This is a genomic window from Thermogemmatispora carboxidivorans, from assembly GCF_000702505.1.
Taxonomy (GTDB): domain Bacteria; phylum Chloroflexota; class Ktedonobacteria; order Ktedonobacterales; family Ktedonobacteraceae; genus Thermogemmatispora; species Thermogemmatispora carboxidivorans.
In genome coordinates this window covers 4,723,222-4,742,581 of sequence record NZ_JNIM01000001.1, presented here as the reverse complement: position 1 = coordinate 4,742,581, position 19,360 = coordinate 4,723,222, and the positions used below count along the sequence as shown (strand labels likewise).

The window sequence follows — 19,360 nt, the reverse complement described above, 5'->3', positions numbered from 1 at the left end:
GTCGTAGCAGTGGCGTTTCGGTTAGTTCGTGGGAGGTTTGGTCTGCATATGGACCTATCGACCATCTTATCGCGCGTACAATTCGCCTTCACCGTAGGCTATCACTATATCTTCCCCCAGATCACAATGGGGTTAGCCTTCTTGATCGTGCTCTTAAAGACACTCTACCTGATCAAGAAGGAAGAGCGCTACAACATCAGCGCCCGTTTCTGGGCCAAGATCTTTGCCACCAGCTTTGTGCTGGGCGTTGTCACCGGCATCCCGATGGAGTTCCAGTTTGGCACTAACTGGGCGCGCTTCTCGGCCTATGCTGGAGACATCATCGCCCAGACTCTGGCGATGGAAGGAGCCTTTGCCTTCTTCCTGGAGTCAGCCTTTCTCGGCGTCTTTCTCTTCGGCGAGAAGGTCTTTGGGCAAAAGGTGCACTGGTTTGCCTCCGTCATGGTCTGGTTGGGTACCTGGGCCTCTGGTGCCTTCATTGTGGCCTCCAATGCCTGGATGCAGCACCCCGTAGGCTACACCATCGTCGGCAACCGCCTGCACATCTCCAACTACTGGGAAGTCTTGTTCAATCCGTGGATCTTTCCCCAGTATCTGCACACCATGAGTGGGGCTGTGATCACGGGGGCCTTCATCATGGCCGGCCTGGGGGCCTACTATCTGCTCTCCAAGAGCCACGTTGACTACGGGCGCATCTTTGTGACGCTGGGAGTCATTGTCGGCCTGATCGCCAGCATCATCCAGCTCTATCCCAGCGGCGACCTGGAGGGCCAGCAGGTAGCTAAATATCAACCGGCCAAGCTGGCGGCCTTTGAGGGTCTCTTTCATACCGAGCAGGGGGCCGGCATCGTCATTCTCGGTCAGCCCAATACAGCGACTGGCCAGCTTGACAACCCGCTGATTGTGCCCAAGGTGCTGAGCTTCCTGACCTATCGCCGTTGGGAGGCGGTAGTCACAGGTCTGGATGCGTTTCCGCCGAGTCAGCGACCTGATTCGATCGAGCTGCTCTACTACAGCTATCACATCATGGTTGGCCTGGGCACCTTCTTTATACCGATCATGGGGGTAGCCTGCCTGCTCTGGCTCTGGAAACGGCGCCTCTTCACGACGCGCTGGATGCTGTGGATCTTAATGCTGGCGATGCCGTTCCCGGTGATTGCCAATACTGCCGGATGGTTCACCACCGAGCTGGGCCGCCAGCCGTGGATCATCTACGGCCTCTTACCGACGGCGCAAGGCTCGTCGGCCAACCTTTCGGCGGGCAACGTGCTTTTTACCCTGATCGGCTTTGCCGGTATGTACCTGTTGCTCGGTCTGCTCTACGTGGTTCTCTCAGTTACCGAGGCCCTCAAGGGGCCGGAGAGCGGCGAGGGAGAGGAGACCGAGGTCGCGGAAGAGGGCGGTCTGCCCGGCCTGGCCACCGGTACGGTGGCAGAAGGTTGAGCTGAGCGAGGGAGGTCAAGGCTGATGGCAACACTCTGGTTCATTCTTGTCGCCTTTATGTTGACGATGTACGTCCTGCTGGACGGCTTCGACCTGGGCGCCGGCATCATTCACCTGATCGCTGCCCGCAGCGACCAGGAACGGCGCCTGATTCTGCGCGCCATAGGTCCAGTCTGGGACGGAAACGAGGTCTGGATTATCGCCGCCGGCGGTACCCTCTTCTTCACCTTCCCGGTGCTCTATGCCTCTAGCTTCAGCGGCTTCTATCTGCCGCTCTGTATTGTACTCTGGCTGCTGATGTGGCGCGGTGTCTCCATTGAGCTGCGCTCGCGCGTCCCCAGCCCTGTCTGGGCCTCTTTCTGGGACGGCATGTTCTTTCTCGGCAGCACCTTGCTGGCCATCTTCTACGGCGCTGCCCTGGCCAATGTGATCCGCGGCGTGCCCCTGGATGCACATGGTGTCTTCTTTGAGCCACTGTGGACCGATTTCAACCCCTTTAGCAAGACCCCCGGCATCCTGGACTGGTACACCATCCTGATCGGCCTGATGGCCGCCAGTACCCTGACCATGCACGGATCGGCCTACATCGCGCGCAAGACCGACGGCACTCTCAACGCGCGTGCGCGACGCATCCTGCGCATCAGCTGGCCGGTGACGATTGTCCTGACCATCGTGAGCACAATCGCCACTTTCGCGGTACAGCCGCAGATCTACGCCAGCTTCAACGCCCGCCCCTGGGGGGCCATCTTCCCCCTGATCGCCTTTGTGGGCTTGTTGGGCATAGGCCATTTTGCCTTCCGCAATCGCGATCTGGCGGCCTTCTTCTCCTCTTGCGCTTTCATTGCTGGAATGCTGGCCAGCTCGGCCTTCGGTCTTTATCCTGACGTACTGCCCGCCGTTGATCCGGCCCATAGCCTGACCATTTATAATGCTTCCGGCAGCCCTTACGGACTGACGGTCGGCCTGATCTGGTGGATGATCGGCATTGTCCTGGCCGTGATCTACTTTGTCTTTACCTACCGGCTCTTCTGGGGCAAGGTGACGGCCAAAGGCGAATATAGCGGCTACTGAGCCTGACCACCAGGCCACGCGGGGCAGATCAGCCAGGCGGCTGATTGGTTGACCTGTGAGCCGATGAAGGAAGAAGGCGCTGGCTCTGCCAGGGAAGAACTCTGGTGGGGCCAGCGCTGTGCTATACTGTACTATCCAGACCAGCCAAAGCCGCGGACTGTCCCAGCTGTCGCTTCCTCCGTGACCGCTGTCTGATCAGAGGCCAGTGGAGGCGAGCGATACCGCAGCCGCGCCAACGGCCCGGAGAGGGAGGGAGGGAACATGCTCAGCAGCGTCCAGGATTATCGCGCGATCTGGGAACAATTTGTTCTGCAGGGGCGTCTACGCGAGGAGCTGCTGCCGCCGGCTCTGGCGCAGTCCTGGCGGCGTTGCGCGGCGCTGGGCCTTGATCCCTGTGGCCAGCCACCAGCGCCAGACTCCGGCCCCGCGGCCCCGCAACCGCTCTCACGCCGCCTGCTGGCCCTCATTCGTCCGGCGATGGAGGACCTCTATCAATTCATCGAAGGATCGGACTCGCTGGTCCTCTTTGCCAACGCCGAGGCGCGCATCATCGAGCTGATCGGTGATCCTGAAGTGCGCGCCCGGTTGGAACCATTGGGGATGCGTGTGGGAACACTGTGGGATGAAGAGCAACAAGGGGCGAATGCCCTGGCCCTGGCCCTACAAGAGTCATTCCCCATGCAGCTAGAGGGAGCCATGCATTACCGCTCCGCCCTGCATGCTCTCTACACCGCTGCCGCACCGGTGCACGATCCCCTCGGGCAAGCGATTGGAGTTCTGGCGGTAGCGGGTCCCTGTGAGCGCAGCCATCCTCACACCCTCGGGATGGTGGCCGCCGCAGCCCAGGTCATCAGCGGTCAGCTTCAGATGCAGGTCTGGCTCGGCAACGCCAACGAGCTGCTCGCGGAGCTCAAAATTATTCTCCAGAGCTTGCCAGAGGGCATTCTCCTGCTGCGGCGCGATGGCGTCATCTCCCAGATGAACGGGCCTGCCGGCACCCTGCTTGGACTGGTGCCAGCGCGCGTGATGGGGCGGCGCCTGCGCGACGTCCTGCCGCTGCCCCCACTACTCCAGCAAGCGCTCGCCTGTCAGCAGCCCCTGAACGAGGAAGAGGTCGTCTTTGAAACAGCGCGGGGCCGTGTCACCTGCCTCTGCTCGCTCAAGCCCATCGCCCTCACTGCGGGCGAACCCGAGCCGGTCCTGGGGCGCCTGACGGTGGGCGGTAGCAGTACATCGGGGGGCCCACTGATCTCCGATGGCTTCGTGCTGATCCTGCGCAGCATCGAGCGCGTGCAAAAGCTCGTCAACAGAATGACCGGCGCGCGGGCGCGTCTGACCTTTGCCAACGTTGTAGGGAGCAGCGCCCCGCTGCAAGAAGCCCTGCGTCTGGCACGCCTGGCCTCGCATAGCAACTCCACGGTTCTCTTGCACGGTGAGACCGGCGTTGGCAAAGAGATCTTTGCCCAGAGCATCCATAACAACAGCCCCCGAGCCGACGGCCCTTTCGTGGCCATCAACTGCGCCGCCATTCCGCGCGAGCTGATCAACACTGAACTCTTTGGCTACGAAGGCGGCTCCTTCACCGGCGCAGACCGCCAGGGGCGCTCGGGCAAGTTCGAGCAGGCCCACGGTGGCACCCTCTTCCTCGATGAGATCGGCGACATGCCCCTGGACCTGCAGACCACCCTGCTGCGGGCCATTGAAACGCGCACCATTGTGCGCATTGGAGGACAGCGCGTCATACCCGTCGACGTGCGCATCATCGCCGCCACCCATAAGGATCTCCGTGAAGAGGTGCGGCGCGGAACCTTTCGCTCCGATCTCTATTATCGCCTCAATGTCCTCTCTATTCATATCCCATCGTTACGCCAGCGCCTGGAAGATCTGCCCCTGCTGGTTGAGCACTTTCTGCAGCGACAGAGCCGGACCCTGGGCCGCTCCTTTGGCATCACACCAGAGGCTCTGGCCCTGATGGAGCGCTATAGCTGGCCGGGCAACGTGCGCGAGCTGGAAAACCTCCTGGAGCGCCTCACCTACCTGGCGCGCTCCGATACTATTACCGTGCAGGATCTACCGCCGGAGATCCGCCAGGCTGCCGAGACTGAGCTGGCGAGTACATCTTCAGCCCCAGCCTCGCCCGAGGTCCCGTCTCTTGTCCGGCAGATGGGCCAGGATCAGCCAGGCGCAAAGGAGTGGCAACCCCAGCCAGCTCTACCAGGGCGCCAGCCACTCAAAGAACGCAGTCGCTCAACAGAAGCCAATGCCATTCTGCAAGCGCTGGAGCACTGTCATGGCCACCCAGGCGAAGCAGCGCGCCTGCTCGGCATTAGCCGGACGACCCTGTGGCGCAAGATGGTGCGCTACGGCTTGCGCCCCATTCCCGGCGCCTCCTCCTTCCCGGCCTCTGGCCCGGGTGAGGTGTTGCCATAGTGAAACAACGCATGTTTCAATAATGAAACTGAACCAGCGAGCTGTTGCAATGATGCAACGCTCCTGAAGCGATGGCAGAGCGTGGGGTGGGTGTGCGGTGACCTGTCGGGAGCCTCTTCCCACGCGCCGGGGAAAGCTGGCACGAATCTTGCATGTCTAAAGAGTAGACAGGCAAAGCCAGAGGCTCTCATCTCTAGCGAGTGGGGGGCAGGCGGGCGTGGGCGCCTGCCTGGCCGAGCAGATGTGCTGAAGAAGGCCATTGGCGGCGGAGGAAGGTCTCCGCAGGCAATGGCAGACCGGTGAGCGGCTCTCAAGCGGAGCGGAGAGCGGTGGGCGACGTGGGGAAGGAGGGAGCAGCGGAGTCGCTGTCGAGGTCAGAGGAGGGCAACGAAGCGGCCCTCGACTTCTGGGAAAAGGAGGCAGCATGAAGAAGCTCATCAACAGTCCAGAGACGGTCGTCAAAGAAGCGCTAGAAGGCATGGCTGCCATGCATCCCGAGCTGATCCGCGTCGATCTGGAGAATCAGATCGTTGTGCGGGCAGACGCACCGGTGCGGGGCAAAGTAGGCGTTGTCTCGGGAGGGGGCAGCGGTCATGAGCCAATGCATGGGGGATTTGTGGGGAGAGGCATGCTTGATGCCGCCTGTCCTGGCGCGATCTTCACTTCACCAGTTCCCGACCAGATTCTCGCAGCCATGCGGGCCGTCAATGGCGGGGCTGGCGTCTTCCAGATTATCAAGAACTACACGGGTGACGTCCTCAACTTTGAAATGGCGGCGGAGCTAGCCCAGGCCGAAGGCATCGAAGTCGCCAGTGTCATCACCAATGATGACGTAGCTGTTGAGGACAGCCTCTACACCGCCGGTCGGCGCGGAGTCGGTGTCACCGTTCTCCTGGAGAAGATCGTCGGGGGTCTCGCTGAGAGCGGGGCCTCGTTGGAGCAGGTGGCGGCCCTGGCCAAGCGCGTCAACGAGCAGGGGCGCAGCATGGGCATGGCCCTGACCTCCTGCACCGTTCCCGCCAAGGGTTCGCCCACCTTTGAGCTGGGCGAGGACGAGATGGAGATCGGTATTGGCATCCACGGCGAACCCGGGCGCCGGCGCGTCAAACTGGCCCCAGCAGCCGACATCGTCGAGATGCTGGCCAATCCCATTATCGAGGACCTCGGCCTGAAGGCCGGCGAGCGCGTCCTGGCCTTTGTCAATGGCATGGGGGGCACACCTTTAATCGAACTCTACATTGTCGCGCGCGAGCTGGCGCGTATTCTCAAGGGGCGCAACATTACAATCGCCCGTTCCCTGGTAGGCAGCTATATCACCTCGTTAGAGATGGCTGGCTGCTCTATTACGCTGCTGCGCGTCGATGACGAGATGCTGCGCTACTGGGATGCCCCTGTGCTGACTCCAGCCCTGCGCTGGGGGATCTGAGCCGGACCGGGCTGACGGTCGAGCTGTGCTTGTTGGCTGGCTTGCCCTCGTGTCCAGGCTGGCTTGACAGGGCCAACCGGGCAGGAGCGGGGCAAGGGTCTACCTGCTAGCGCCCACCCCTTGCCTTGCTCTATGCCTCAGCCGGTCGCTGCTGCCAGCGGCCTGGCCTTCCGTCAAGAAGAGCGCCAGCAAGCCACTCCCGTCACACTCGCTATTACCCGCTCCGACGACAATGACGCTCGCGCTGTCAGAGCGACCCGCACCCGCACCCCAACACTACGGAGGAGAGCAGGCTATGCCAATCACAACAGAGGATGTCTTACGCTGGATAACGCAAACGGCCCAGGTTTTTCACGAGCAGCGTGATTATCTCACCCAGCTTGACGCTCCGATCGGCGATGCTGATCATGGCGTCAACATGGATCGCGGTTTTCGCGCTGTTCTCGACAAGCTGCCTTCACTGAGCGGCATGGATATCGGTTCCATCCTGAAGACCGTCGGGACAACTCTGGTTTCGACGGTGGGCGGCGCCAGTGGCCCGCTCTACGGAACGGCCTTTCTGCGCGCTGGGATGGTAACCGCTGGTAAGCATGAGCTGGACGAGGCGGACGTCATCGAGATGCTGCAGGCGGCCCTGGATGGGATCAAAGCCCGCGGCAAGGCTCATACGGGGGAGAAGACAATGGTCGACGCCCTGGAGCCAGCTCTGGCAGCAGCCCGCAAGGCCCAGGAGCAGCATGAGGGCCTGGCCGTGCTGCTGCGCCGCGCCGCTGAGGCCGCTGAGGAAGGCATGAAGGCGACGATCCCCATGCAGGCCACCAAGGGCCGGGCTAGCTATTTGGGCGAGCGCAGCATCGGTCACCAGGACCCGGGCGCGACCTCCAGCTGGCTGCTGCTGAAGACGCTCGCCGAAGTTGCTGACTGAGCCGGTGCCTCCCCGTCGGCTTGAGCATTGCTGTCAGCCTACCTGCCTCTCTATCTATCGCGCCACCTGGCTACCAGCCATGTGGCCCGCTACCTGGTTTGAGGGACCCACTGGGATAGGTTGACGCAGGACAGGTGGCAACGATCGAACGACTACCTGAGAGAGCCTCGCTTCCACAAGGCAAGCGGGGAATGGTTTCTATCGGCCTTGAGGGTAGAGCAAGGGCGAGTCGCTGTGACCAGGTCAGATCAGGCAGACAGGCAGGCTAAGCTGACGGCGCTTCGAAACCGTGGCAGGTGGCCCAGAGCTGGCCCTCCTCTGTTGCTCATGGCGAGGAGAATATTCCAATGACGGTTGGCTTAGTGATTGTCTCGCATAGTGCGCGTCTGGCCGAGGGCGTCGTGGAGCTAGCGGGCCAGATGGCGCAGGGCAAGGTCGTGATTGCGCCGGCGGGAGGCACTGCCGAAGGAGGACTCGGCACCTCGGTCGACAAAATCCTCCAGGCCCTGCGGCAGGCGGCCAGTCCCGAGGGAGTCCTGGTCTTACTCGATCTCGGCAGCGCTGGCCTTGCCGCCGAGATGGCGCTGGAACTCTTCAAGCAAGATCATGACTGCCCAGTGATGATTAGTAGCGCCCCCCTGGTTGAAGGGGCAGTGGTGGCCGCTGTGGAGGCCTCGATCGGCAGTCCACTGCCGGCGGTAGCCGAGGCAGCGATGGCAGCCACCACCCTGCCAAAGTTGCCTGTGGCGGAAGGCCAGGCAACCGAGGAGACAGCCCCCGACGATAAGCCCGCCGGGGACAGGACATAAAAGGCCGGCCAGCCTGCTGGCAGAAGGTTTCACAACAGGACGAGAAGAACAGCCGGGTTTCCCCGAGAGAGCCCCGCTGAGCAAAGCACTCACTGGGCAGAGGTGAGAGGAAGGGAGAAAGAGACCGATCATGCCCGTTGTAGAACGCAATCTGCTTATCACCAACAAAGTGGGTCTGCATGCCCGTCCAGCCCGCCTGCTGGTGCAGACTGCGGCCCTCTTTCAGTCGCAGATCCTGCTCCAGTATGGAACGCAGACGGTCAATGCCAAGAGCATCGTGGGCGTACTCCGACTGGGAGCGCGCTGTGGAAGCACCATTCATGTACGCGCGGAGGGAGAGGACGCCGAGGAGGCGGTACGTTCCATTGCCGAGCTGGTCCAGCGCAACTTCGACGAGGCAGAAGAAGCTGATAGGCGGCAGGGAGAGAGCACTACAGGAGTCTCCAGCGAGGCCCCTGCCTAGGCTGCCGCTTGCCAGAGCTGGCGAGCGCTGCTGCTGATCAACACGCAGCCGGTCGCCAGCAGGCGGGCGACCTCCTGGGGGGTGCGGATGAAGCCGCCGGCGATGAAAGGGCCGGGGAGGAGGGCGCGCACAGTGCGGGCGAAGTCGGGGAAGATGATCCCCGGGAGGACCTCGATCAGGTCGGGCTGAGCCTGCGCAATCTGGTGGATACAGCTGGTCAGGGCCAGCTCTTCGGTCAACAGCAGGGGTTGGATGGTCAGCAGGCCCTCGGCTCTGGCAATGCCTACCAGGGAGGGGCGGCTGGTAATCACGGCATCAAGGCCGATGTGGCGCAAATAGGCGAGACCGGCGCGGTCCTTGCCGATGCCGGCCAGCAGGTCGAGATGCGCAACAACGCCCTTCCCCCGGGCATGGGCCTGCTCAACCAGTGGCTCCAGTGCGAAGGCATCTCCGTGCCGGGCAAAGAGCAGGCAGGCCCGGCTCTCCAGGGCCGGAGTCCAGTCCTCCTCTGCCTTGATGGCCGCGGCCACAGGATGGACGCGGGCCAGCCTGAGAAACTCCTCTCTGGTCATTCCGCTCTCATTGTAGCAAAGAAAGCGTGGCGCCTACCAGGGTACGGCTGCCACTTGACAGAAAGTACCTGGGACAGGTATGATTACTTGCGTAAAGGCTGTCCTAACCAGCAGGTACAGCGCAGCGGGGAGGAGGGTCCTTCTCCCCGGTGTGATTGATCATTGCGAATATCGTCCGGACAGAGACTTGAGAAGTCCTGGCGCTGCCACGAGTGTGGCAGGCTCAGGACTTTATTGTTTTTCAGGCGTTTGTCCCAGGCACGTGCGAGATGGGTGATGCGTATGCAGTCCGGTGTATCACTGCTCAACCTACCGGCCTCCAGCGTGCTGGTGCCCGTTGTGGAAACCCGCCCGCGCTTTGTACAGGCGCTGGAGACGCCGGCGGTGCGGGCTATTCTGCTCAGACACTGCAATCTGTTTGAATTCAAGGCACTGGTTGAGCGCGCCCATCGCAGCGGCTATGCCCTCTATGTGAATATGGATCACATCGATGGCGTCAATGCCGATTATGCGGGTCTGCGCCATCTTGCGAGCCACTTTCACATCCGGGGCGTCATTTCCAGTCACCCCAGAGTGATGGTGCTGGCTCATGAGCTGGGACTGGAGGCCATCCAGCGTATCTTCGCGGTCGATTCGACTGGGCTGGAGATGGCTCTGGAGTCGGTGGACCGTGACGTGGTCGATATGCTGGACTTCACGCCGGCGCATGTGGTGCCTTACATTATGCCTGCGCTCAGACCAACCCTTGATCTGCCGTATATGGCGTCGGGCCTGCTCTATGGGGCCAATCAGTTGCGCGCCGTGCTGGCCAGCGGGGTCCGCGCGGTGGCTGTGACTCGCCTTGATCAATGGCTGCCCATACTCAGCGCCTGTAGCTCGTCGGCAGAGACGCACTGAGGTGGGTTGGTCGAGCGAGAGATACGCTTGTTCGGCCCATCTCTTCCTCCTTGCTCGCTGATTCGCTTGCGCCACCTGCTGGCAGGATACCTGATCCGAGACATAGATCGGATCGATCGACGCAGCGTTGAAGGGTGCTCGTCGCTGTCGCTGGAGCCAGTCGGGGCGGGAAGTGCACTTGTTCCACGCCGCTCCGCTGGGCTGGCATCGTCCAGCCAGGGAGGAGAGCAGCACGGCCTTCGCTCTCGAAGGCTATCCCGCTGTGTGGGCCTGGAATGGCATCATGATGAGCGGTCTACTCTACATCCTCAAGGTTCCGCCAGCTGCAGGCTGCTCGGGTAGCTGAGCGGCTCACTCGTCCGCTGGGCGAGACCGGCAGGTCTCTCTCTCCTCTGGCGGCGAGTGAGTCGTTGGGGCCTGATTCAGGGTGGCATGTCTGCCTCGTAGCGGTGGAGGTGACGGTGGGGGGCAGCGTAGAGTCGCCAGCGGTCGGTCGATCCATCTTTGACGGCCCCCACTGGTTCGCCGATGGGCGGGCTGGTGGGGCAATGGGCGTACGCTGGCTGGGCGCTGGGGGCTGATCCTGTTCAGGTGGCGTGGTGGCCATCTGAGCAAGCGCCGCCAGCAGCGGACGTGGTTCGGCCCCAGGCCGGCGCTGGCCAGATCTCTACAGATGGGAGCCATGCAATTGCTATCAGCAACCACACGCCGTCAAAACCTCAACGCACTGCAGCAGGAGCGTTTCGACGTCCTGGTCATTGGGGGCGGAGTGACCGGTGCCGGTGTCGCTCTGGAGGCAGCCGTGCGTGGCTACCGCGTTGCGTTGGTCGAGAAGGCCGACTTTGCCGGCGGCACCAGCAGTAAGTCGACCAAACTGGTTCATGGCGGGATACGCTATCTGCCCAACTTTGATTTTCCGCTGGTGCACGAAAGCCTGGTTGAGCGTGGCCTGCTGCTGCACAATGCCCCTTTTCTGGTGCAGCCGCTGGCCTTTGTGTTGCCGCTCTATCGCGGAGACCGTCATCCGGTAGGTATTCCCTTCACCACGCCTGGAGGGGTGGGCTTGAGCGCCGTCCTCGATGTTGGCTTGACGCTCTATGACCTGATGGCGGGTCGCTACGGGATCGAGCGTCATCGACGCCTGAGCCGCCAGGAGGTGCTAGGCTATGCCCCTGACCTGGTGAGTACCAGTCTCAAAGGCGGTTTCTTGTACTATGATGCCCAGACCAATGATGCCCGTCTGACGATGACCCTCATCCGCACGGCGGCCCGCTATGGCGCAGTCATCGCCAACTACTCTGAAGTGGTGAGCCTTCAGCTTGAGCAGGGGCGCGTCTGTGGGGCCTGTGTACGTGACATGCTCGATGGGGCTGAAATTGCGGTCCAGGCCCGGCATGTGGTTAATGCCGCCGGTGTCTTCGCTGAACGGGTCGAGGCTCTCTGTGGCTTGAGACCGCAAGTGGGCATCGAGCCAAGTAAGGGCGTCCACCTGGTCTTTTCGCGCGACGATCTGCATGTTGGCGAGGCCGCCATTGTGCTCCCCGAGACCGAAGATCGCCGTATTCTCTTCGTTGTTCCCTGGCAGTCGCGCGTCATTGTGGGGACGACTGACACGGGCTCTGGTGATCTCGATCATCCTTTGCCTGATGCCGCGGATATCTCCTACCTGCTGAAGCATCTCAACCGCTACCTGTCGCTGCAGGTGACGCGCGAGCAGATCATCAGCAGCTACGCTGGCTATCGTCCGCTCTTCAAGCCGCGCGAGCAGAGCGGGGGCGACACGGCCCGCCTCTCGCGGACACATGCCGTGCTGGAGAACGAGGCTGGTCTGGTGACGATTGTGGGCGGGAAGCTGACGACCTATCGTCGTATGGCTCAAGATACGGTGGATCGCCTCGACGAGCGCGAGGGGCGCCAGCCTCGTCATCCGACGCTGCGGCTACGCCTGGCTGGCGGCGAGGAGTGGTCGCTGGCGCGACCTGAGCTTGTGCAGCGGGCGGCAGCTGCCGGTCTGGCGGGTGATGTTACGGCTCACCTGTTGCAGAGCTATGGCACCGAGACAGGCAAGATATTAGAGCTGATTGCCAACGAGCCGACACTCGCCCAGCGCCTGGTGGCTGATCTGCCCTATATTCAGGCTGAAGTTGTCTACGCCTGCCGCTATGAGATGGCGATGACGCCCGCCGATGTGCTGGCCCGCCGTACTTCGCTCCTCCTGGAGGATCGACAGCGTGGCCTGCAGGCCCTTGAGGCGGTTGCCTCGCTGATGGCCCGCGAGCATGGCTGGTCTCCCGACCAGCTGCAGCGCCTGAAAGCGGCCTATCGCCAGGAGGTCGAGCGCCAGCTCGCCGCCGAAGAGACGCGCCTGAGTGCTTGATAGGTCGCGGGGTCATGCTGGTGACAGCTTCCCCGCGACCACAATGCTGCCTGACCTGCCCCTGACCGGCTTTGACCTGCTCTTCTCCCTCGGCCCTCGGCAGCGCCTTCTTGGCGACCTCGCCCTATCCTGCTTCATCTCGGCTGGAATCTGTTTGACGTTTTCCCGCTGGCGCACTATCCTTATGTATGACGATAATGAGATGAAGAAAGCAGCCTGCCTCTGCCTCGCTCTCTCAGCGCCTCTCCAGGTCTAGCTGCTGGTGGCTGGCCTGGCCACACCACCACCGCTCTCGCTTCCTTGGCCGAGCTGGAACCGGGGGGAGCGGAAAGGAAGGAACGAAGGAGAGGTGAGGAGGGTGAAGAGGAAGTACGGAGGCAGCCAGGCAGAGCGTGCTACGAGGGGGGAAAAGACGACGTGCCAGCCTCCTGGAAAGACTGGAAGATCTGGGTGAAGAACGCCCGCCCTTTTTCGCTGACGGCTACTGTCAGTCCGCTGTTCGTCGGCACGGCGGTGGCCGCTTATGAGGGAACCTTTCGCCCTGGGCCGTTCGCCCTGGCCCTGCTGGCGAGCCTTTTTCTCCAGATCGGTACGAACTACTTTAACGAGTATTTCGATTATCGCTATGGCCTCGATAGTCCGCAATCGCTCGGGGCCAGTACCGTCATCTTTCGCGGCGAGATGACAGCGGGCCAGGTCTTGGGTGGAGCGATTGCCTGCTTTGTGCTGGCCGCGCTGCTCGGTCTGGTGCTGGTTGTGCTCTGTGGGCCGGCTATCTTGCTCTTTGGTCTCATTGGCATGGTCATCGCCTATTTTTACAGCGCCAGACCGTTCCAGCTGGCGGCGCGTGGCCTGGGTGATCCGCTGGTCTACATCGCGATGGGCTTGCTGATGACCTGGGGCGCCTACTATGTACAAATCCCGCGCTGGTCGTGGGTGGCTTTTGCCGCCAGCGTGCCGGTGGGCTTTCTGGTCACGGCCATTCTCAACATGAACAACATTCGTGATTACGAAGAAGATCGAGCCGTGCGCAAGCTGACTCTGCCCGTGCGTCTGGGCCAGACCTTTGCCCGCCGCTATCATGCCGCGCTCGTTATTGGCAGCTATCTGGCCGTGAGCCTCTTCGCGCTGGCCGGCCTGCTGCCGCTACACACGCTGATCGTCTGGATCAGCTTCCCGCTGGCCTTTATCAACGTCCGCTCCGTACTCAGCGCGCGCGAACGCGCCGCCTTTATTGTTGGTTTCAAGCGCACCGCCGCTTTGCATCTGCAGTTTGGCCTGCTGCTGGCCCTGGGGATTGCCGCCGCAGCGTTGCTGCGCCCGCTTGGTCTCTAAGTTGAGGTCGGAGCGAAGGAAGACGGGGTAGCTGCTGCCGCCCTGGATTGGAGATGAGGAAGGCATGGAAAAACCTATCACGGGGGATACTGTTCTGGAAGAGTCCTTCAGGCGCGCTGGAGGAAAACGCACCTATGTCCAGCGCCTCTTTGCGCGCATTGCCCGCGTCTACGATCTTCTCAACCGCCTTATGAGCCTGGGACTCGACCGCCGCTGGCGAGCCTTTGCTGCTCGCTGTTTGGCGTTGGGACCGGGCGAGATTGGGCTAGACCTGGGGGCGGGCACAGCAGATCTCGCCATTGCCGTCATCCGGCAGGCCGGGCCGGGGGCGCGCATGATCGGCATGGATATCACGCCCGAAATGCTCGACCTGGGACGGCGTAAGCTGGAGCGCCTGGGATTACAGGATCGCATCGAGCTGCGCGTGGGCGATGCCGAGCATATCGATCTGCCGGACAACAGCGTCGATGGCTGCTGCTCGGCCTTCATGATGCGTAACGTCACCGATCTACGCCAGGCGCTGCGCGAGATGCTGCGCGTCGTGCGACCTGGTGGGCACATGGTCTGCCTGGAGATCAGCCATCCACCTGGCAGGCTGCTTGGCTTGCTCTTTCACCTGTACTTTTATCGTATCGCGCCCCTCTTCGGCGCTATCATTGGCAAAGCTGCCGAAGAGTATCGCTATCTGCCGCGCTCGCTGACGCACTTCCCCGACGCGCCGACGCTCAAGGCCATTATGGAAGAGGTGGGCTGGAGCGAGGTGCGCTTTCATCGCCTGAACGGCGGCATTGTAGCCGTGCACGTTGCCACCAAGCCGGCCCCTGCGAGCGAGAACGGGACGGGCGCGGACGGAGCCGATCAGCCTTCCGTGTAAGACGGGCTGGGGCGCCAGGGGACCCGGAGTAGAGACGGGCAGGCGGACGAGAAGGGCAAGAGCGACAAGGCCCACAGCCCAGTCATCCCTGGTGGCTGATTGGTTTGGTGATGCTGCGAAGCGAGGAAACAGCCTTGACAGAGCGCACAACAGCCGAGAAGACAACAAGCATCAACTATCGTCACTTCTTCCTGCAGCTGCTAGAGGCGGCACCCTGGCCGGTGCTCGTCATCGATCGCGCGCTGACCATCCGCTATTACAACCGCCATGTCGGCAGCCTCTTTGGAGTCACGGGGCCGCTGCAGAAGGTCAAGCTTGATCAGCTCATCGGCAGTGTCGCCATGATCCAGCTGGTGCGCGAGAGCATAGCCAACCAGCGGCCTCAGAGCGCGGAATTCAACGAAGGTCCCTCTGGTCCCTGTTGGAGAGTCTCGGTCACGCCCCTGGAGCATCACAAGCCGTCGGCGAGTCTGGAGCGGCAGCCTGAGTACCACTACTTTGCCGTGGCCATCGAGGACCTCACCGAGCTGCGGCGCCTGGAGCGCGTCCGCCGCGACTTCGTCGCCAACATCTCGCACGAGCTGCGCACCCCGCTTGCTTCCGTGCGGCTGCTGGCCGAGACCCTGGAGGACACTATTGAAACGGACCCCGAGCAGGCGCAGGTCTTTGTCGAGCGCATCGAGAAAGAGGTCCAGTATTTGACCTCGCTCGTCTCCGAGCTCCTGGAGCTATCGCGCATCGAGTCGGGTCAGCTGCCAATGGTCATCGAGCCGGTCGAGGCCCAGCAGCTGGTACGCGAAGGCATGGCCCGTCTGCTGCCTCAAGCCCAGCGCCATCGGGTCAGACTGAGGACCGAGATTCGCGATGGGCAGGTGTTGGTCGCTGCCGACAGTAAGCAGATTGGGCGTGTGCTCGTTAACCTCATTCACAACGCCATCAAATTCACGCCCTCCGGAGGCGAGGTCGTGGTCGGAACCTTTGCCGAGCCGGACGGGCATAGCCAGCGCTTCTTTGTGCGCGATACAGGGGTTGGCATCCGCCCCGAAGACCTGCCGCGCATCTTTGAGCGCTTCTACAAAGTCGATCGCTCACGCTCTAAATTCGACCATATTGGAGCCGGTGGGGGAGGGAGCGGCCTGGGTCTGGCTATTGCTCGCCACATCGTCGAGGCCCACGGCGGACGCATCTTTGCCGAGAGCACGGTCGGCCAGGGCAGCACCTTCTTTTTCACGCTGCCGGTTGCTCATGCCGACCGTCGCACTTCCTGAGCGCGGGCGGGTAGCCTATCACCAGCTCAGGATTGCTCTGACTTGGGAGAGCTGCGGGCCAGGGCCAGCGCCGGCCCCCAGGAAGTCACCGCCCGTGGCGTCAGCATAATCAGCGGCAACCGCTCTAGCGCCATGCGCTGATACTGGGGATAGCGCGCGCGCAACAGGGCCACAGCCTGTTGCTGCCGCTCGTCACCCGGCGGCAACAGCTGAGCCTCCCCCTCTACCAGCACGTACCCAAGGCGTGACCAGTCCTCCTCGTAGTGATCGATTAAGAGAGCTGCCTCGTGCCGCGCCTCGATATTGCGCACCCGACGCAGCTCCGTCACGGCCACCCGCTTCGGCTTCTCATCGAGCGGCGTATAGAAGCATCGTCCATCGAAGGCGTAGCAGACCGGCACGAGGTGGGGATGGCCCTCCACATCTGCTGTAGCCAGGCGCGCCACCCGCTGCCCGAGCACAAAGCGCTGTTCCTCTTCAGTCAGCACGGTGCGCTTGCTCATAGAGCGCTCCCTCTCTCCTCTGGCCGTTTGCAATCTCCTCTATTATTCGCTCAGCATCGACAGCGGGTCCATCTGCCCCAGCTCACGCCGACCTGCCGTCAGCGACCAGCCACCGCAATTTTCTCTACCTGGGGCACAATCTCGGTGGCCAGCAGCTCAAAAGGCTCCAGCTCGTAGTCATTGGGCAGCATAAAGATGGCCTGATCGATGCCCAGCTCGGCCAGGCCGCCGAAGAAGTCCACGGCAGCGGCGGGAGACAGCGAGCCGGCGCGCCCATCACGGGACAGGCGCAGGCTGCTCAGCGTCGTCTTCTCGATCTGCTCATAAGGGCGGCCAATGGCCTCGCAGTGCTCGCGCAGCACCTCCAGCTTATGCTGCAGCTGCTCCCTGCCGCCATGCGTGAACAGATTGCAAGCATCGGCGTAGCGAGCTACCAGGCGCAGCGTCTTGCGCTCGCCGCTGCCGCCGATCAAGATTGGCGGATGAGGCTGCTGGACTGGGAGCGGCGAATTCAAGGGGCGTTCGAGCTGGTAGTGCTTGCCCTGAAAAGGACGCTCATCGCCGGCCCACATCTGGAGCGCGATCTGCAGCGTCTCTTCCAGGCGCTCGAAGCGCTCGGCCAGTGGTGGGAAAGGCACCCCCAGGCCGCGATGCTCCTCCTCATTCCAGGCGGCGCCAATCCCGAAGTAGCTGCGCCCGTGCGAAAGCACATCCAGCGTCGTAGCCGTCTTCACCAAAAGGCCGGGATGGCGGTAGGTTACGCCGGTGACCAACGTCCCCAGGCGAATGCGGTTTGTCCGACCGGCGGCGAAAGCCAGAGCCGACCAGCCTTCCAGCATCTCATGCTCGGCTGGCCCCATCACCGGAATCTGAAAGAAGTGGTCCATGACCCAGAGACTGGAGAGGCCGGCGCGCTCGGCTCGTTCTGCAATCAGGGCAAACGTATCGCCAAGAGCACCCTGTTCAATGGGCCATGTGAAATTACTTACCTGAAGGCCCAAACGCATGCCAGCTGCTATCTCCGTAGGCAGATAAAACTAAGGGACAAACTTACTTTAGTATAGCAAGTATAGCAAGACTGGTCGAGGCGCTGCCCGGCGCCTCGAGCCAGAGAGCGACGCCGGAGAAAGTATGTGGCGCGGCAAAGGAGCCGTAAATTTCTATCTATTGCACCGTCTAAACGAGTGCGATACAATGAACGCAATGCAATGGACACTGGGGATGGTCCCGGCTGAAGCAGCAGAATAGGCACCAGAGGATATACTGGAAGCGGAGGCTGCTGGCGAGCGAAGAGAGCCGGCCTGCTGGTGTCAAGGAGGAGCAAACCGCGTGAGCATGTCAGTTGAGATTGCGCGCCGAATCGCAGAAGCATGCAAGCAGCGCGCTAGAGAATTGCGCAGTCCTGTCAGCATCGCCATTGTTGATGCTGGTGGGCATCTCGTTCTGTTTGAGCGTATGATGGCTCCATATGGCTGGGCCACGGCCAACATCAGCATTGCCAAGGCCACCACGGCAGTGATGTTCAACCAGCCGACGGATGCTGTAGCGCAGTGGGGATCAGCCATTCCGGGTTTTGCCTCCAGCCTGGCGGAGATGACTCAGGGGCGCTTCATCATGGCAGCGGGTGGCTGGCCGATTCGTCTTGGCGGGGCTACCATAGGGGGCATAGGAATCAGCGGGGGCAATGCGCCAGGGCGCGATGATGAAATTGCGCGTGCCGGTCTGGCGGTCCTGGAGGCTCTGGCTCCTGCCTTCGCCCCCCAGTCGCAGCCGCAGCCTCAGTTTCAGCCTGCTGGAGCCCCTTCCCCAGCTCAAGCATTCCTGCAGCCTTCCCTGGCCTATCCAGCTAGCGCGCCCAGCGCGACCAATGCCCTGCAAGAGCTGGCGGGGGCGGCTAACGCTGCCGACTATGCTCTCCAGGAGCAACCTGCTGTCAAGCAGACAGCCGGCGAGAGCGAGTCGAGCGGACAGCGCAGCGAGCAGATTCCCCAGAGCGATGATGGAAATGCAACTTTGCGGAAACACCTTGCGGGAGGTCCCTCATGACCCGTGATGCCGACCAGCGCCCGGCTAATCCGCGGCGGCAGCGTCCGCTACTGGTGATCTCCAGTAGCTCCAGTCCTGCCGCTGAGCAACAATCTAACCAACGAGCCGAAGGAGGGACACAGCAGGCCTCGGCCCGGGCGGAGGAGCGGGCTTCTTCTGCCGCGGCCAAAGCAGCAAGCGCGGCTAAAGCGACCAGCGCCCGCCGCCAGCCCGGCTTTTTCGCCTCGGTCACGCAAACCGCTGCCGAGCAAGGGCAGACGGAGCGTCAGCGATCGCCAGCCGATGCGGGCAAAATGCGCCTCTGGCGGGCTTTGCGTCTGTACCGGGGGGCGAGTCCCGAAGGCGAGTCTGGCGGCGCAGAGCGTGCCAACAAGAAGATTAGCGAGGCAGCAACCAAGGGGCAGCAGCAAAAGGTCGTTCGGAACATGACAAAGACACAGGCTTCCTCGACGGCGGCCAGAAGCAGCGGGCAGGCAGCAGGCAGCTCGACTGATCAGGCAAGCCGTCCCCTCCTGAAATCGCGTCACTTTGTGGGCCTGTTCATCTACATCTTCGCTGCTACTCTGCTGCAGATACCGCTGGCTTATCTCTCACCAATCTTGCATCTTAACCAGGTATTGATCCAGTTTTCGATCTTCAACTTCCCAGTAACCATCACTCATGCACTTGTCATTTATCTGGTCTTGCTCGTTGCTCTGCTGCTTGTTTTGAACCGCTTCGACCTCTTCCCCTCCTTTGGCCGGCCAGCGGAGGAGCGTCGAAGGGGCGCGTCCCAGGGGAGCAGCAGCCGTAGCAAGGCCAGCGCGGGGAGGAAGGAGGCCAGCAAGGGCGAGCACGATCACCTCTACGAGGACTACCGTGATCTGCGGCGCTATCTGCGGCGACGAGCGCGCAAGCGCTAGTCTTCGACTCGTTGTGGGG

18 protein-coding genes are annotated in these 19,360 nt (G+C 62.2%); 15 read left to right on the top strand and 3 right to left on the bottom strand.

All coding sequences use genetic code 11. The features are described 5' to 3' along the window. Positions 1-48: 48 nt before the first annotated feature. The 7 genes from N688_RS18770 (at position 49) to N688_RS18740 (ending at position 8,567) form a co-directional block, all read left to right on the top strand. Positions 49-1,443: a cytochrome ubiquinol oxidase subunit I gene (locus N688_RS18770; RefSeq protein WP_052890712.1), complete on the top strand. Its 1,395-nt coding sequence runs from the start codon at positions 49-51 to the stop codon at positions 1,441-1,443. A 24-nt stretch (positions 1,444-1,467) separates the two neighbouring features. Beyond that, positions 1,468-2,514, top strand: a complete 1,047-nt coding sequence (cydB, locus tag N688_RS18765; protein WP_052890711.1) for a cytochrome d ubiquinol oxidase subunit II — start codon at positions 1,468-1,470, stop codon at positions 2,512-2,514. Positions 2,515-2,775: 261 nt separating this feature from the next. Continuing rightward, complete coding sequence (locus N688_RS18760) at positions 2,776-4,944, top strand: sigma-54-dependent Fis family transcriptional regulator (protein WP_052890710.1); 2,169 nt, start codon at positions 2,776-2,778, stop codon at positions 4,942-4,944. Positions 4,945-5,368: 424 nt separating this feature from the next. Continuing rightward, positions 5,369-6,370, top strand: a complete 1,002-nt coding sequence (dhaK, locus tag N688_RS18755; RefSeq protein WP_052890709.1) for a dihydroxyacetone kinase subunit DhaK — start codon at positions 5,369-5,371, stop codon at positions 6,368-6,370. Positions 6,371-6,665: 295 nt separating this feature from the next. After that, positions 6,666-7,295, top strand: a complete 630-nt coding sequence (gene dhaL, locus N688_RS18750) for a dihydroxyacetone kinase subunit DhaL (RefSeq protein ID WP_052890708.1) — start codon at positions 6,666-6,668, stop codon at positions 7,293-7,295. Positions 7,296-7,642: 347 nt separating this feature from the next. Then, entirely contained in the window at positions 7,643-8,104 is a 462-nt protein-coding gene (dhaM, locus tag N688_RS18745; protein WP_081839005.1) for a dihydroxyacetone kinase phosphoryl donor subunit DhaM, read from the top strand. Between the two features lie 130 nt (positions 8,105-8,234). Then, entirely contained in the window at positions 8,235-8,567 is a 333-nt protein-coding gene (locus N688_RS18740; protein WP_052890707.1) for an HPr family phosphocarrier protein, read from the top strand. On the opposite strand, the gene N688_RS18735 is transcribed toward N688_RS18740, so the two are convergent. Continuing rightward, complete coding sequence (locus tag N688_RS18735) at positions 8,564-9,139, bottom strand: glycerol-3-phosphate responsive antiterminator (protein WP_052890706.1); 576 nt, start codon at positions 9,137-9,139, stop codon at positions 8,564-8,566. The two genes, N688_RS18740 and N688_RS18735, sit on opposite strands and share 4 nt — an antisense overlap. A 282-nt stretch (positions 9,140-9,421) precedes the next feature. Between N688_RS18735 and N688_RS18730 the strand changes: the two genes are divergently transcribed. The 6 genes from N688_RS18730 (at position 9,422) to N688_RS18705 (ending at position 15,890) form a co-directional block, all read left to right on the top strand. Next, the gene (locus tag N688_RS18730) at positions 9,422-10,036 is read left to right on the top strand and encodes a glycerol-3-phosphate responsive antiterminator (RefSeq protein WP_052890705.1); all 615 of its coding nucleotides are present in this window, start codon (positions 9,422-9,424) and stop codon (positions 10,034-10,036) included. 410 nt (positions 10,037-10,446) lie between these two features. Next, positions 10,447-10,617, top strand: a complete 171-nt coding sequence (locus tag N688_RS23035) for a hypothetical protein (protein ID WP_156025515.1) — start codon at positions 10,447-10,449, stop codon at positions 10,615-10,617. Between the two features lie 101 nt (positions 10,618-10,718). After that, complete coding sequence (locus N688_RS18725) at positions 10,719-12,413, top strand: glycerol-3-phosphate dehydrogenase/oxidase (RefSeq protein ID WP_052890704.1); 1,695 nt, start codon at positions 10,719-10,721, stop codon at positions 12,411-12,413. A 417-nt stretch (positions 12,414-12,830) separates the two neighbouring features. Beyond that, complete coding sequence (gene menA, locus N688_RS18715) at positions 12,831-13,748, top strand: 1,4-dihydroxy-2-naphthoate octaprenyltransferase (protein ID WP_052890702.1); 918 nt, start codon at positions 12,831-12,833, stop codon at positions 13,746-13,748. A gap of 64 nt (positions 13,749-13,812) precedes the next feature. Further along, positions 13,813-14,622 carry a class I SAM-dependent methyltransferase gene (locus tag N688_RS18710; protein WP_052890701.1) on the top strand — a complete coding sequence of 270 codons (810 nt, stop codon included), beginning with the start codon at positions 13,813-13,815 and terminating at the stop codon, positions 14,620-14,622. Between the two features lie 134 nt (positions 14,623-14,756). Then, positions 14,757-15,890, top strand: coding sequence for a sensor histidine kinase (locus N688_RS18705; RefSeq protein WP_052890700.1), 1,134 nt, complete (start codon positions 14,757-14,759; stop codon positions 15,888-15,890). 26 nt (positions 15,891-15,916) lie between these two features. Here N688_RS18705 and N688_RS18700 read toward each other — a convergent pair whose 3' ends face one another. Next, positions 15,917-16,393, bottom strand: a complete 477-nt coding sequence (locus tag N688_RS18700) for a TIGR03668 family PPOX class F420-dependent oxidoreductase (RefSeq protein ID WP_052890699.1) — start codon at positions 16,391-16,393, stop codon at positions 15,917-15,919. Positions 16,394-16,491: 98 nt separating this feature from the next. After that, a complete protein-coding gene (locus tag N688_RS18695) occupies positions 16,492-17,400 on the bottom strand; it encodes an LLM class F420-dependent oxidoreductase (RefSeq protein WP_052890698.1) in 909 nt (302 codons plus the stop codon). Between the two features lie 328 nt (positions 17,401-17,728). Between N688_RS18695 and N688_RS18690 the strand changes: the two genes are divergently transcribed. Beyond that, a complete protein-coding gene (locus tag N688_RS18690) occupies positions 17,729-18,439 on the top strand; it encodes a GlcG/HbpS family heme-binding protein (RefSeq protein WP_052890697.1) in 711 nt (236 codons plus the stop codon). Next, on the top strand, positions 18,436-19,341 hold the full coding sequence (locus N688_RS18685) for a hypothetical protein (RefSeq protein WP_052890696.1): 906 nt from the start codon (positions 18,436-18,438) through the stop codon (positions 19,339-19,341). The genes N688_RS18690 and N688_RS18685 overlap by 4 nt, the downstream gene beginning before the upstream one ends. The last annotated feature ends 19 nt before the right edge of the window (positions 19,342-19,360 follow it).

What these genes read in the sequence shown, in the direction of transcription:
- N688_RS18770 (WP_052890712.1), top strand. Translation starts at nt 49, where the DNA reads ATGGACCTATCGACCATCTTATCGCGCGTACAATTCGCCTTCACCGTA.
- cydB (WP_052890711.1), top strand. Translation starts at nt 1,468, where the DNA reads ATGGCAACACTCTGGTTCATTCTTGTCGCCTTTATGTTGACGATGTAC.
- N688_RS18760 (WP_052890710.1), top strand. Translation starts at nt 2,776, where the DNA reads ATGCTCAGCAGCGTCCAGGATTATCGCGCGATCTGGGAACAATTTGTT.
- dhaK (WP_052890709.1), top strand. Translation starts at nt 5,369, where the DNA reads ATGAAGAAGCTCATCAACAGTCCAGAGACGGTCGTCAAAGAAGCGCTA.
- dhaL (WP_052890708.1), top strand. Translation starts at nt 6,666, where the DNA reads ATGCCAATCACAACAGAGGATGTCTTACGCTGGATAACGCAAACGGCC.
- dhaM (WP_081839005.1), top strand. Translation starts at nt 7,643, where the DNA reads ATGACGGTTGGCTTAGTGATTGTCTCGCATAGTGCGCGTCTGGCCGAG.
- N688_RS18740 (WP_052890707.1), top strand. Translation starts at nt 8,235, where the DNA reads ATGCCCGTTGTAGAACGCAATCTGCTTATCACCAACAAAGTGGGTCTG.
- N688_RS18735 (WP_052890706.1), bottom strand. Translation starts at nt 9,139, where the DNA reads ATGACCAGAGAGGAGTTTCTCAGGCTGGCCCGCGTCCATCCTGTGGCC.
- N688_RS18730 (WP_052890705.1), top strand. Translation starts at nt 9,422, where the DNA reads ATGCAGTCCGGTGTATCACTGCTCAACCTACCGGCCTCCAGCGTGCTG.
- N688_RS18725 (WP_052890704.1), top strand. Translation starts at nt 10,719, where the DNA reads ATGCAATTGCTATCAGCAACCACACGCCGTCAAAACCTCAACGCACTG.
- N688_RS18710 (WP_052890701.1), top strand. Translation starts at nt 13,813, where the DNA reads ATGGAAAAACCTATCACGGGGGATACTGTTCTGGAAGAGTCCTTCAGG.
- N688_RS18700 (WP_052890699.1), bottom strand. Translation starts at nt 16,393, where the DNA reads ATGAGCAAGCGCACCGTGCTGACTGAAGAGGAACAGCGCTTTGTGCTC.
- N688_RS18695 (WP_052890698.1), bottom strand. Translation starts at nt 17,400, where the DNA reads ATGCGTTTGGGCCTTCAGGTAAGTAATTTCACATGGCCCATTGAACAG.
- N688_RS18690 (WP_052890697.1), top strand. Translation starts at nt 17,729, where the DNA reads ATGTCAGTTGAGATTGCGCGCCGAATCGCAGAAGCATGCAAGCAGCGC.
- N688_RS18685 (WP_052890696.1), top strand. Translation starts at nt 18,436, where the DNA reads ATGACCCGTGATGCCGACCAGCGCCCGGCTAATCCGCGGCGGCAGCGT.